The organism is Methanosarcina vacuolata Z-761 (genome assembly GCF_000969905.1).
GTDB classification, from domain to species: domain Archaea; phylum Halobacteriota; class Methanosarcinia; order Methanosarcinales; family Methanosarcinaceae; genus Methanosarcina; species Methanosarcina vacuolata.
In genome coordinates this window covers 3,699,361-3,712,640 of sequence record NZ_CP009520.1, presented here as the reverse complement: position 1 = coordinate 3,712,640, position 13,280 = coordinate 3,699,361, and the positions used below count along the sequence as shown (strand labels likewise).

The window sequence follows — 13,280 nt, the reverse complement described above, 5'->3', positions numbered from 1 at the left end:
AAATTGCAGGATCAAAATTGCAGGATCAAAATTGTAGGAGACGTAGATAGAATAATGCAACAAAAATTCTGTAAAATCGGAAACATAAAAGGCCACTAAACCTAATCTGGAAGCTCAAAAAGCCACTAAACAGGATCTGACTTCATAATAGCAGGTACCCCAGTCCCAGCGCGAGAAACATTACTCCTGACATTACTGTTGTAATCAGCCCTATCTGCCTGATACTTTCCACTTTAGCTGCGAGTCCCAGCGGCACCAGCAATATGAGATAAAACGAGGTTCCAACAAAAAATCCTCCAAATAGCAATATACTGCCTGTAATACTGGCATAAGACAGAGCTGCGGACATCGCCAGAAGGAATGGGGGGCACACATTGATTCCTGTCAGGAGGCCAAAGAAAGCGGGATAATTCACGTATTTTTTACTCAGCTTGCACAACCCGAAATGAGGCCATTTTTTTACCGCCACAAAAGCTAGCATCAGGACAGAAAGCAGAATCATAGCAGACCCTATAGCTTTATTTAGCCATGGTCCGTCTATCTGCTTGCCGAGAATTCCCAGGATCAGGCCGAAAAACAGGTAGGCAATTAGCCTGCCCATTGCAATCTGTCCAATGGATAGTATATTCCGCCGCAGCTTTCGGTCTTCCGATAAGACAAAAGGCACATATACAGGAGCGCAGGTGACCAGGCAGAAAACGCCCGTGGACAACCCCAGCAACATGCCCCGGGAAATAGTCTCTACGATCATCAGCCACCGCTCATGACTTTGCTAACAAAGAAAAGCCAATGATCACAATGAGAACCATGTACAGATACATTACCCATATCCTGATATTCTTTTTGTCAATAGCCATTTCAGAAACTTCCATTATTACCAGTCAATAAGTAAATGCAATTATTGGAAACTCACTATTTCGCCGGTCATCAGGTAGTGTACAACCGTCCATATGAAGCCTGACGCAATGAGCAGGTTAAAGATAATTGCCAGCGGAATAAAAAATAATCTTATGGTCTGGTCAGTAAACATCAGCTTGTAATTGATCGCACCTGCAGGACATTTGTCCATACATTTTCCGCACTTGGCGCACTCGATTGTTGTTCTTCCTTTCGCAAGCGATTCTTTGGTGATCGCGAACAACTCACAACTTTTCACGCACAAGCCGCATTTCTTGCAGAGGTTTGTGTCGATTTTTACCTTAAACGGATTGATAACCCCAATTAGAGTATTGGCAGGCATAAGCGGGCATATAAAGCTACAGAACAGCCTTTTCTTTGTGAGCAGCGGGCCTATCACCAGGAAGATCAGCCCACCAGTAACGAATATCAGAGCTGTGATCCACTCAAAGGTCGTTGTTACACCTGGTGGATCGTAGATAATCCGCAGCGGGCATATAAAAGCGCAGAAGATAGGTATCAGAAAGACAGCGCTGACAAGGATCAGGAACAACATAAATGCGTAAGGAAACAACTTTGCCCATTTTGGGGGGTTTTCAAGAGGTATGATCGGCTTCTTTAATAGAGAAGCAAAAAACTGGTCCATCCATCCGAAGAAACATATCCAGCCACACCACCCTCTTCCCAGGATAAGTACAAGACCGAGCCACATAAAGAGAACGGCAAATAGCGATGTGACTGGGGATGGGAAGACCATTTTTCCCTCGGTAAAGTATGGTACTGCTACGAACGGGATGGTGATCGGACAGATGGGAACGCTATTATTGTTCAAGGCTTGACTGGTCAGCAGAATGCTGCCCCTGTGCACTTCATGTTCCAGACTAAGTGCGATGGTGAAAATTAAACCATCCATTCCAATAAAAGTTACCATGCGGAGAAGGTTGACTCTTCCAGTCCACAGGATGAAAAAAGTCAGTGCTGTACCTATTATGACAATAAATGCGGTGACTGCCAGGCGAGCTGAAGAAGAATCTCCCTTTCCTACAAGAAAATATAAGATTAAACCAGTGATAACTGCCGCAGTAAAACTGACCGCGAAAGAATACTTTAAATGGTCTGTACCGCATCGTGCTCCTTTACTCTCGCTTTTGTTTGATTGAAACACTTGCTTACCTCATCTGGCGCCAAAAAGCTAGGCCTGCTCAATAATAAGAATATTTTTCTCTTAATATTATTTTTTCTCTCAACTATATAAAAGCTTGTCGAAATTTTTTGATATGAAATTCTGGTCATTTAAGCGCCAGCTACATGTTATTGTTATTGTTTTCTGAGACTTTACAAACTGGCGGACTTAAAAATTAATAAGTTAATGTTTACTCCGAAAATTCACAGACTTGCGCTTTGAATCTCATTTTCACATGACAGTGATAGAGAGTGTCTGAATCAGGTAATTTAAGAAAAGAGCACAGTTAAAAAAATGTGTATCCTGTAATTCTTCAATATTTGTGTTTCAGTTTACAAAAAGCGCACATGATATTCTTTGAACAACATGCACAACCAATGAAAGTGCTTGCAGATAACAGTATTTTCATGCTAATTTTCATGCTAATTTTCATGCTAATATAGTCTAGCTCCTATATAGATTTAAAAGCTGAAAAACGGGAAGCTAAGAAAACGAAAATTTCAAAAACGAGCATGAAATTCATTGAATAACATGCACAAAAATATGAAAATTATTTCAAGAACTTTTATGTCAGATAAAACTTTGTAAGATTTCATCGCTGAAAATCACTTCTCTGAGCCGGGAATCATTTTATATCCATCCCCCGAGGGCATAAGTATTGCCAGGATAATATACAGGACAATACCAATTCCTCCTTGCAGAGCTAGGGCTGCAAAAGCAAGCCTTATAAAGGTCGGGTCAATGTCAAAGTATTCACCCAACCCTCCACAAACTCCGAAGAGCATACGTTCTTTCTTGCTTTTAGTCAGACGCTTTTTCATAGTGTAGGCAGTGCGCTTTTCTTCTTTAGCTTCTTCCTTAGCTTCTTCTTTAGCTTCTTCCTTAGCTTCTTCTTTAGCTTCTTCCTTAGCTTCTTCTTTAGCTTCTTCCTTAGCTTCTTCTTTAGCTTCTTCTTTAGCTTCTTCTTTAGCTTCTTCCTTAGCTTCTTCTTTAGCTTCTTCCTTAGCTTCTTCTTTAGCTTCTTCTTTAGCTTCTTCTTTAGTTTCTTCTTTAGCTTCTTCTTTAACTTCTTCCCCGGCTTCCTTTGTTTCTTCTCTGACTTTCTCGCCAGTCCCTTTAGCGGCTTCCTCTTCTTTTTTCTCCTCAGGTTCTATAACGACTCTCTCTTGCATATCTATAGGCTTTGTCCAGGATTTCTCAGTATAGCCGGTTTCAAGTTCTCCCGGAGCCTTGAATTCACTTTCTTTCGGGATTATTTTCTCTTCGGATCTGGAGCTTCCTTGTTTTTCTTTTTCTTCCATACCTCTTTCAGGTTTTGCCCAGGACTCCTCGGTATAGCCAGTTTCAAGTTTCCCTTCAGGTTTGGATTCGTTTTTTTTCGGCTCTTCTCTTTCCAGAGGTGCAGTACTTCCACTGATTTCCTCTTCGTTTTTTCTCTCAGGTCTCACACATGGTTCCTCTTCAGATTTGGCTTTAGGTACCCCTGGAACTTCAAAAAAGTATCCTTTAGTTACCTTTTTTTCTTGAGATTCGGGATTTTCCTGCATATAGATTATTCTATTTGTGAGGATTTATATTATTCTGGTACCTTTTCTATCCCCTTCACTATTTTCATGTTTCCTTCTTCTGGCATCTTCTACTTTAGTGGCATTCCGAGCAGCCGCATTCTTTTTCTTTTCGAAAAATTCCATATACCATCAAGGGGAGAAGGATAAACGCAAAACCCAACTTCAGGTCTTCGGGGAGCAGTTCTTTTGCAGTTCCCACAGTTGCTATCGCACTGATCCCGAGTTTTAGATAAAACCAGTCCAGAAGGAAACCTGCCCCAAGAGCGCAGAGAGAAATCATCCCAAGATACAGAGCTGCCGAACGTTTTCCAAGGAAGCGGGCAACCATCGTTATAGTTGCTACATTGGTTGCCGGCCCTGCGAGGAGAAAAACAAAAGCAGTGCCTGGACTCATGCCCTTGGCTATAAGACTTGCGGCAAGAGGGGTAGAAGCTGTAGCGCAGATATAAAGAGGAATTCCCACAATGAGCATGACCAGCATTGATACAAATCCTCCTCCCAGATAATTCTGGATAAGGCTATCGGGAACTGCATAGGAAATTATTCCTGCAAAAAAGATTCCGATGATCATCCATTTGGAAATCTCGGCTGGCAGCTCGATATAAGCATATTTTATTCCTTTAATCAACCTGGCTTTTACCGATTCTTTGTTATTTTTATCTTTTCCGGGTTCTTTATCTTTCCCTTCTTTTCTCGGTTCTTTTTCTTCGGACCCACATTTCCCACAGCCGCATGAAGAGCCCTCTTTCTGGAAGTCTGGGCTTACTAAGGCAAGTTTTCGGACATTTTCAGATTTATTATTGATTTCCAGAGGTTTTGCTCCTGAGGGCATTACTTCCATAGCCTCAGTTGTAGTGCTTACATACTCGTTTTCTCTGTTACCGGAATCTGCTGGCTTATGGCAACTACATGAGGAAGAGCTGCATGTTTTTTCCTGTAAGGGAGCTCCAATCAAGGTCGAGACTGCAAGAACTCCTGCTTTTTTCCCAGGATTTTCCTGTTTTTTGGTTTCCTGTTTTTGGATTTCCTGTTTTTGGATATTCTTTTTTTCCAGATGTTCCCCTATCAAAAAATTATCTGCAAGCCCTGTAAGAACAGCAGTAACGAGAGCAGCAAGTGGGCGGAAAACTGCCATCAGGGGGTCCATAAGAGCATAAGTAACTGCTATTGAGTCAACCCCTGTCTCGGGAGTTGAGATCAGGAAAGAAAGGGTTGCTCCCCGATTAGCTCCCCTTTTTCGGATCGACATCGCGGCAGGGATCACTCCGCAGGAGCAGAGAGGTAGGGGAAGACCTGCAAGGGCGGCATTGATAACAGAGCGAATTTTTCCCGCCGATGCTCCAAGGTATTCCACAATCTTCTGGTCAGGTACCAGGATATTCAGAAGACCTGCAATACCCAGGCCGAAAATAAGATAGGGAGCCATTTCTACGAAGGTTTTCCAGGATTCTATGAGAACCCCTGAAAAAAAGACCAGAAGAGTGTTTAGAAATTCGAAGTTCATGCTTTTTCCTCCACATGTTCAAGGCACATTTCAATTAGCGTGCGGACATGCTCGTCTGCAATATAATAAATCGTGAATTTTCCCTCCCTTCTGACCCGAACGAGGTCAAGCTGCCTTAGGGTGCGAAGCCCATGAGAGACTGCAGATTGAGTGACACTAAGCGCCTGTTCCAGTTCACAGACGCACATCTCTTTTTGCTTTAGTAAAAAAAGGATCTTAAGGCGTGTATCGGACTGGAGCGCCTGAAACACCGCAGCCATCCGCGTGACACTTTCGGGGCCCGGAACATTTTCTAACAGTTTTTCCAGTTGCTTTGAATCCACTCTTTCACATTTCTCTTGCATGAACATATGAACAGTTGTTCATATACTAATATCTTTTTAAGAACTGCGCCATCTAAGAAAATTGTCAGAACCTCGGTTGTATCTTAAAATCTTTCTTTATACTGTATTTAAAGAACCAAAATGAAGGTGATAATAAGTGCAAGGGTAAAAAGAGCTTCCCAGTCCCTTTTCTGCATGGAAAGTTCGTGTATCGAGGTCCTTTTGCTTCCCTGATAACCTCTGCTCTCCATTGCGAGGGCCAGTTCTTCAGCGTCCCTGATTACACCTCTTAGCAAAGGAATTGCAAGAGCAGGGATTGAACGGAGAGGATTTTTTACGAAATCCATTCCTCTTGCTTTCTGAGCTGCTTTTGTCCGCTCTACTCTCTCGAACAGAAGGGGAAGAAACGCTATAGAGATATTCATCATCGTAGCAAGTTCAAAAGAGCTGATTCCCAGCCAGCGCAATGGTAAAGGCCTTAGCATCCTTTCTATGCCGCAGGTAATTGCCGATGGGTCAGTACTGGCTGTCAGGAGGGCTCCAAAAAGCAAAAGTAGTATAAATCGGGCAGCAAGTTTGAGCCCTTTTTCCATCCCTTCCAGACTTGGCTGCAGAATCCAGTACGAAGCAAGGGTTTTTCCATCGGTAAAAAATAGCTGTGTGAGAAAAATAAAAAATATAAACAGCATCATCGGCCTTACTGCCCTGAAAAACACTTTCATTGGCAGTCCTGAGAGTAAAGCAAGGGCAAAGAAAAAAGCGAAAAGAGCCCCTATTCCTGCAAAATTCCCTATTTTGAACGTCAGAATTCCAAGCAGCATCACGGCTGCAATTTTTGTCCTGGGGTCAAGCCTGTGGAGAATGGAAGCCCCTGGCACGTAACTGAAAACAGGTTCCTGCATATTTCCTTCGACTTTCTCCTTATAAATTATCTTTCAGGAATTTTCCGAAGCTTCCCGTTTTAGTGAATTCCTTTTTTAGTGAATTCCTTTTTTAGTGAATTCCTTTTTTAGTGAATTACAGTTTTAGTGAATTCCTGTTTTAGTTCCCATTATTTTCTGTTCCATGGGTCGATTTTAATCTCAGAACCTCTTTAAGAGCTTCTTCAACCGTGAAGACTGCAGTGTCTACTGGCAGTCCTCTTGCTCTAAGTTCTTTCATCATGGAAGCTATAGGCGGGAGAGGCTCGAATCCTTTTTCGAGGTAGCTTTCCCGGCTTCCCTGAAAAATTATTCTTCCTTCCCTTATGAGCACTATTCTTTCTAGCAAGGGAAAGAATCCTTTAAGATTATGGGTTACGGTTATGATCGCAGTACCCTTCTCTTTAACTCTTTTAAGTGTCTCAAGAATGTCCTTTTTCCCGGCCGGGTCAAGCCCTGTTATTGGTTCGTCCAGTACAAGATAGTCCGGCCTGAGGGCAAGGGCGCTTGCAAGAGCAACTCTTTGCATTTCTCCTCCACTCAGGCTAAAAGGGTCTCGAGAAAGCTCACTCTGGTCAAGAGCGACAGCTTCAATTGCCTCATATACCATTTCCTCGGTTTCTTTTTTCGAGTACCCAAAGTTCAGGGGCCCGAAAGCTATTTCCTCATATACGGTCTTACAAAAGAGCTGGTCAGCAGTCTGCTGAAAAACCATTCCTATCCTGCGTTTCGTCTCTCTTAAAGAAGGATCAAGCCCATCCACGCGAATGGTTCCTGTTTCTGGTTTTAAAATCCCGTTGAAAAGTTTTGTTAGAGTAGATTTCCCTGCGCCTTTTTCTCCCAGTATTCCCACAAACTCTCCTTTCTCTATCCGCAGGTTGATATCTCTCAATGCGAGAGTTTCGAGAGGAGTCTTTCTGGAGTAGGAAAAACTTACGTTTTCAAGAATAATCGGCATATTTCCTCTGCAAAGCTCTGGGGAGAAGAGGTTTTTTCCCAGGGAATTATTATTCCGTGCATTTTCAAGTTCTCAGCCAGCTCAATCAAAGAAGGTAGGGAAAGCCCAAATGTCTGGAGGGAAATATCGGAAAAAATGCTTTCTGGCTCGCCTTCAAGCCTTATTTTCCCTTTTTCCATGACAATGACTCTGTCTGCGTCATGAAGTTCTTCGAGATTGTGAGTGATATATACAATGGTTTTTCCTTTCCTGTGCAGTTTTTTTATGATTTCCAGAACAGCTATTCCGGACTCAGGGTCAAGCATGGAAGTTACCTCATCCACGATAAGGCATTCAGGATTCATTGCAAGAATTCCTGCCAGAGCTACACACTGTCCCTGTCCTCCACTCAGGGCTTTCGGAGAACGGTGCCTGTACTTCTCAAGCCCGGTTTCGGCAAGCGCCATCTCCACACACTTTCTAATTTCCACAGGTGGAAGGCAGAGATTCTCTGGGCCGAAAGCCAGGTCTTCTTCAACTGTCCGACCCACAAATTGAGTCTCAGGATTCTGGAAAACGATACCTGCGAGTTTCCTGATTCCTGGAAGATTTGAGGGGTCACGGGTGTCCATTCCTCTTATCATCACTCTGCCAGCCTGAGGTTTCAGGAGTCCACTGAGTTGAAGGGCAAGTGTGGATTTGCCGCTTCCGTTTTTCCCTATTACCCCTATGAATTCCCCTTTTTTTATAACCAGGTTTATATTCTCAAGCGCTGGGGTACCATCAGGATAACTGTAACTCACTTTTTCAAGCCTGATCATGTTTACTCTAAATTTTTATTGTCTCATTTCAAATTTATTATAAATTATTATAACTTGTACTGAAAATTTGAGTTTCGCCTTTATTTTCTGCTGATCTACAAAAAATTAAATGGAAGTAGCTTTAGAGCTTGTAGGTTGAAGCAATATATGCGGCAACTCCAGTTTTTACAATTTCTCCAGGCAGAAAAGGAATGACACCAAGAGCAAGGGATGTTCCAGGTCCCATGTCAGCTACAAACATCAATTGAATAAATCCGCATGCATAGAGAATCAGGACTCCTGCACTCATATTAAGGGCATTGATAAAGAGACCGGATTTATCAGACTTTTCAGCCTTTTCGGAAAGCTTTCCTATAGCATACGCCGCCAGAATGAAGCCAGTTATGTATCCGCCTGTGGGCCCAAAAAGCACTCCCATTCCAGAACTGCCTCCTGCAAACACAGGAAGCCCTGCTATGCCGAGAAGGGTATACACTATCATGCTCAAGCCTCCCCATTTGCTTTTCAACATGCTTCCTGCAAGCAGGACAAAGAATACCTGCAGTGTAACGGGGACAGGAGAGAAAGGTATAGGAATCTGTATATAAGCCCCTACGGCGGTCAGGGCTGCAAAAAGAGATGCGAAAACCATCATCCTTAGTTCAGGAGTCCGGTTGAAGTAAGGCTCTTTGTTTTTTATGTACACATTTTTTCCTCGTATCAATTTTACTCAGTTATTCTCATTTTTTCGTCTTTTTTAAGCCTGTCAGTTTTTTACGTCCTTGAATTGGCAGGCAGGAAAATCCAGTGTAAGTTTAAGATTGTAATATGTTTTAAAGCTGTAATATTTGATATAGAAACTGAAGACTCGAATAAACTTGTCAGCTTTATAATGATAACTTATGATGGTTAATTCCAGTCCTGAAAGCTGTATAGCAACTGAAAATTTAAAGTATTGTTAACCTTTTTCGAGTTAAAGGTTTACATTAGATTTAAAACTTTCCTGATACCACAGTTCTTATTTTCCAGGCATACATTTCTTCTATTCGGAGCGATAATTTGATATACATCTTATACCGGTATTATGGATCACCTGAAATGCAAATTCAGCAGGTAGTTGTAAGATTGCATTTTTCGGAAAGTGTTTCATGGGCGTGTGGCCTAGCCAGGATATGGCGGCAGCCTCCTAAGCTGTAAATCGGGGGTTCAAATCCCTTCGCGCCCGCTAATTTCCTTTAATCTGTATTTTCCTTGTCCCGTATTCCATTAACCTGTTTATCTCAGTTTTCTAAAAAACGAAACTCTATTTTCTAACTCCAGGGTTTTCATTCTAAGGCGCTATGGACATTCTGTCTGTTCAGAAGAACCAGATATTTCTGAACACTACCGCCTATGTAAATATTCGTGCAAACAATGGAAAATTTCTTATCTGGAAAGTAAGTATTCCATAGAAGTATACAATACATTTTTATTGATCATATCCCAGTGCATTCTATTTTATTCGAAAAGAAAATGCTAACCCAGAGGAAACACGAATTGATCAGGAAAGCCAGAGTAAATGACGTAGTTGTAATGAAACAAATCATCAATACCTATTCGAAGGAAGAGCTAATGCTCGCCCGTTCGCTGAGTGAGATGTACGAGAACATCAGGGATTATTACGTCTGTGAGATTGATGGAGAAGTTGTGGGCTGTTGTGCCCTGCATGTAGTGTGGGAAGACCTTGCAGAGATACTTGCCCTTGCCGTGAACCCAGTATGTGCAAGAAAGGGAATAGGTACAAAGCTTGTCACGGCTTGTCTTGAGGACGCTAAACACCTTGGCATGAAGGACGTTTTTGCACTTACTTATGTGCCTGGTTTTTTCGAGACTCTGGACTTTAAGGTTGTGGACAAAAACACCCTTCCCAGAAAAATCTGGTCCGGCTGTTTGAGGTGCCCTAAGTTTCCGGATTGTAACGAAGTTGCTGTTCTGAAATCGATTCATTCCTGAATTGCTTTTAAAATTCTTCTCTGATATCCTGTTTTTTATTTTTTTGAATTTAAGACTTTAAATTCAAAACTATAAGAGTTCAATTTTCAGGATTTAAAATGAATATAAATAGCTAAAGATCAAAAATTATTTATTCAGGCAGTTACGTTTTTAGGCTATCCTAATTATCGGATATGGAGTCAGGCATATGCTGGCGGGATGATGTAATGCATATAGAGCGATTTGAAGAATATCTTGAAACTATTCTCTACCTCATTAGAAAAAATCAGAGCCCTGCAAAGACTAAACAGATTTCTGAAGAACTCAACGTATCTCCGCCAAGCGTGACGGAAATGATAAAAAAGTTACATTCTTCGGGACTTGTAGAGTATACACCTTATCAGGGAGTTGAATTAACAAAAAGAGGAACTGATCAGGCTATCAAGATCAAAAGAAAACACCAGGTACTTGAAACTTTCCTTGTTGATGTCCTTGATTTTGATAGAAAGGAAGCGCATAAAGAAGCTTGTGAACTTGAGCATGCGGTCTCAGATGCCGTACTTGAAAAGATCTACGAATTTCTGGGATGCCCCGAGTATTGCCCTGACGGGAACCCGATCAATATTGATAAAAATAATATCGGGCAAGAGGAAAAATTTGTCCCGCTTGATGAGATGGAAGAAGGAAGTTCAGGCAGAGTTGCCCGGGTGACCCTTCCAAGAGAAATGAAAGAGCGCCTGCTCTCCCTTGGCATTCTTATGGGAGAAGATATTGAAGTCAGGCGAAAGCAAAGGCAGGGCTGTATCTCGGTTATAGCGGTAGGGTCGGAAATTGCTCTCGGAAGGGATATTGCAAAGAAAATTTTCATAGCTCCGAAGGGCAGAAACGTGTAAAAAACAAAGAGAAGGCATATAACTGGCATGGAGTAAAATAACCGGAGATGTGATAGGAATTTCCAGCTCATGCTGTACTTCCGGAAGTGGAAGTCAGAGCAAAAGTCCCTATGATTTGACAATAGCTTTCATAGGCAACCCAAGCGTTGGAAAAAGCGTCTTTTTCAGCAGGCTTACGGGGGTAGGGGTTGAGGTCTCAAATTATCCTGGCACAACAGTTGCACTTAAAAAAGGAATTGTAAATGCCAGGGGCAAAACTATTGAAATAGTTGACCTGCCAGGCATTTATTCCCTTGGGGTCACAAACGAAGATGAGAAAGTAACCAAGCAATTTCTGATTGAGGACCGACCTGATATTATTATCAATGTCGTTGACGCGAGCAGGCTCGAAAGGAATCTGTACCTGACCCTGCAGCTTCTGGAACTCGATATCCCTATGGTTGTTGCGTTAAATCAGGTAGATCTGGCTGCAGACCTCGGGATTCTCGTTGATACAGACGAACTCTCCGAACTGCTTGGCCTGCCTGTAGTACCAACAGTTGCAACCTGGGGAGTAGGGCTTGATGAGGTAATGCTTGTAGCTCTTGGCGAGCAGAATAAGACTCAGGAGCACCACCAGGTAAGATATAGCCAGTGGGTCCAGCAGGCTCTTTCTAGCCTTGACTATACCTTTCCCAATATACCTCCAATCGTAAAAATGGCAGCTCTGCTAAACGATGCCGAGTTTGTAGAACTCTGCTGTATGCCACCAGAGGCTAATGCCTTGCTCTCTTCTGCCAGGCGGTTAAGACAGAACCTGGAGATAGAGCAGGGGATTTCGGTACCTGATACTGTTGCAAGAGATCTCTATGGGGAAGCAGGATATATTGTGGACAGCGTGGTTTCAAGGTTTGAACCTAAAAAAAATATAAGGGAAAGAGTAGATGCTATCCTTACATCCCCTAATTTCGGGATTGCAGTGCTCATATCTGCCCTGCTCATTACTTTCCTTCTTGTTTTCCGGGTAGGCGGGTTCCTTGAGACCTGGATTGTGAATGAAATCTTTGAGCCTCATGTGATTCTTCCTACCGAAGCCGCAACTTCTGGCATGTCGCCTGTCCTGAAAAACCTGGTCGTTTATTCTCTTCGAGGAGTAGAGGCCGGATTTGCAATCGCAATTCCATATATTGCAGTCTTTTATGCCATTCTTTCAATATTTGAGGATTCGGGTTATCTTACCAGGGCAGCTTTTCTGCTTGACAATCTTACTCATAAGCTTGGGCTTCACGGAAGAGCCGTGATTCCGCTGGTTCTTGGTTTTGGCTGCAACGTCCCTGCAATTATGGCAGTGCATTCCCTTGGCACACGGCGGGAAAAGAGGATAGCTTCCCTTCTTATATCTCTAATTCCCTGCTCAGCGCGAACCGTCATAATCCTGGGGCTTGTTGGAACTTTCGTAGGTTTCTGGCCTGCGGTTTCAATCTATATTCTGGAGATTATTATTATTACCGGGATGGGATTAATTCTGGGAAAAAGTCTGCCAGGCCAGAGAAGTGGCTTTATCATGGAAATGACCCCTCTCAGAAAACCGGGGCTGAAATCCACTCTCAGGAAGACGTGGATGAAAAGCCGAGAATTTCTATATATAGCTTTTCCGCTTTTGCTCGTTGGAAGCGCTTTTCTGGGGGTTGCCGATGCTCTGGGCCTTCTTTCAATCTTCCAGGACTTTGTAGAGCCGATATCCGTGGGCCTGCTGGGCCTTCCGGCATTTGCGGCGACTGCCCTGGTTTTTGGGATTCTCCGAAAAGAAATGGCGCTTCAGATTCTTGCCGTACTTGCAGGTACAGCCAATTTTGCAGCTGTAATGACACCTGTCCAGATGTACCAATTTGCTGTAATCACGACAATCTATATGCCGTGTGTAGCGACGATTGCAGTACTGAAGCACGAACTTGGAGCAAAGGATACGGCTTTAATAGTTATTTTCACTATACTGCTGGCTCTTGGAGTGGGCATCTTGATTAGGATTTTTGGGCCTTCTTTTCTTTGACTTCTTTTTTCCGTTTTTATATGACGAAGCGTAAAATCCCTGAGTTTAGCCCTGGGGTAGTTCACATTCTGTTGCAGATTTTCTTGCCCTGGCTTTCCTCAAAATAATTATCTTTCTCTACAGTCTATGTGGTTTATTTGGAAGGCAAGTTTCTCTAATCGGGCACAACATTTATATATTTGCAAGTGTGTTTTCTCTTTTTGAAATATTCTACCTTTACCGCAAATTATTAATATTTGGTACATAGTGTTATTC

The 13,280-nt window shown here is 42.6% G+C and carries 12 protein-coding genes and 1 tRNA gene; 4 read left to right on the top strand and 9 right to left on the bottom strand.

The genetic code is table 11. The annotated features are described in order from the left end of the window. Positions 1–142: 142 nt before the first annotated feature. The 9 genes from MSVAZ_RS15275 to MSVAZ_RS15230 all read right to left on the bottom strand — a co-directional run bounded on the left by MSVAZ_RS15275 (position 143) and on the right by MSVAZ_RS15230 (position 8,787). Positions 143–751 carry a sulfite exporter TauE/SafE family protein gene (locus MSVAZ_RS15275; protein ID WP_082091158.1) on the bottom strand — a complete coding sequence of 203 codons (609 nt, stop codon included), beginning with the start codon at positions 749–751 and terminating at the stop codon, positions 143–145. Positions 752–898: 147 nt separating this feature from the next. Beyond that, complete coding sequence (locus tag MSVAZ_RS15270) at positions 899–2,062, bottom strand: 4Fe-4S binding protein (protein ID WP_048122351.1); 1,164 nt, start codon at positions 2,060–2,062, stop codon at positions 899–901. Positions 2,063–2,685: 623 nt separating this feature from the next. Next, positions 2,686–3,627: a PspC domain-containing protein gene (locus MSVAZ_RS21380; protein ID WP_052728003.1), complete on the bottom strand. Its 942-nt coding sequence runs from the start codon at positions 3,625–3,627 to the stop codon at positions 2,686–2,688. A 94-nt stretch (positions 3,628–3,721) separates the two neighbouring features. Continuing rightward, complete coding sequence (locus tag MSVAZ_RS15255) at positions 3,722–5,152, bottom strand: SO_0444 family Cu/Zn efflux transporter (RefSeq protein WP_048122349.1); 1,431 nt, start codon at positions 5,150–5,152, stop codon at positions 3,722–3,724. Next, positions 5,149–5,496: an ArsR/SmtB family transcription factor gene (locus MSVAZ_RS15250; RefSeq protein WP_048122348.1), complete on the bottom strand. Its 348-nt coding sequence runs from the start codon at positions 5,494–5,496 to the stop codon at positions 5,149–5,151. The genes MSVAZ_RS15255 and MSVAZ_RS15250 overlap by 4 nt, the downstream gene beginning before the upstream one ends. A gap of 107 nt (positions 5,497–5,603) precedes the next feature. Then, the gene (locus MSVAZ_RS15245; RefSeq protein WP_048122347.1) at positions 5,604–6,377 is read right to left on the bottom strand and encodes an energy-coupling factor transporter transmembrane component T family protein; all 774 of its coding nucleotides are present in this window, start codon (positions 6,375–6,377) and stop codon (positions 5,604–5,606) included. Between the two features lie 139 nt (positions 6,378–6,516). Beyond that, entirely contained in the window at positions 6,517–7,353 is an 837-nt protein-coding gene (locus MSVAZ_RS15240; RefSeq protein WP_048122346.1) for an ATP-binding cassette domain-containing protein, read from the bottom strand. Next, on the bottom strand, positions 7,329–8,153 hold the full coding sequence (locus MSVAZ_RS15235) for an energy-coupling factor transporter ATPase (RefSeq protein WP_048122342.1): 825 nt from the start codon (positions 8,151–8,153) through the stop codon (positions 7,329–7,331). Before MSVAZ_RS15235 ends, MSVAZ_RS15240 begins: the two co-directional genes overlap by 25 nt. Before the next feature lie 121 nt (positions 8,154–8,274). Then, a complete protein-coding gene (locus MSVAZ_RS15230) occupies positions 8,275–8,787 on the bottom strand; it encodes a biotin transporter BioY (RefSeq protein ID WP_157206147.1) in 513 nt (170 codons plus the stop codon). Positions 8,788–9,282: 495 nt separating this feature from the next. Here MSVAZ_RS15230 and MSVAZ_RS15225 point away from each other — a divergent pair. The 4 genes from MSVAZ_RS15225 to feoB all read left to right on the top strand — a co-directional run bounded on the left by MSVAZ_RS15225 (position 9,283) and on the right by feoB (position 13,025). Further along, positions 9,283–9,357: transfer RNA gene (locus tag MSVAZ_RS15225), tRNA-Arg, on the top strand. 311 nt (positions 9,358–9,668) lie between these two features. Beyond that, positions 9,669–10,124 (top strand): N-acetyltransferase, encoded by a 456-nt coding sequence (locus tag MSVAZ_RS15220; protein ID WP_232316127.1) that lies wholly within the window; start codon positions 9,669–9,671, stop codon positions 10,122–10,124. 173 nt (positions 10,125–10,297) lie between these two features. Further along, entirely contained in the window at positions 10,298–10,996 is a 699-nt protein-coding gene (locus MSVAZ_RS15215; RefSeq protein ID WP_232316126.1) for a metal-dependent transcriptional regulator, read from the top strand. Between the two features lie 49 nt (positions 10,997–11,045). Then, complete coding sequence (feoB, locus tag MSVAZ_RS15210) at positions 11,046–13,025, top strand: ferrous iron transport protein B (protein WP_048122336.1); 1,980 nt, start codon at positions 11,046–11,048, stop codon at positions 13,023–13,025. Positions 13,026–13,280 lie beyond the last annotated feature (255 nt).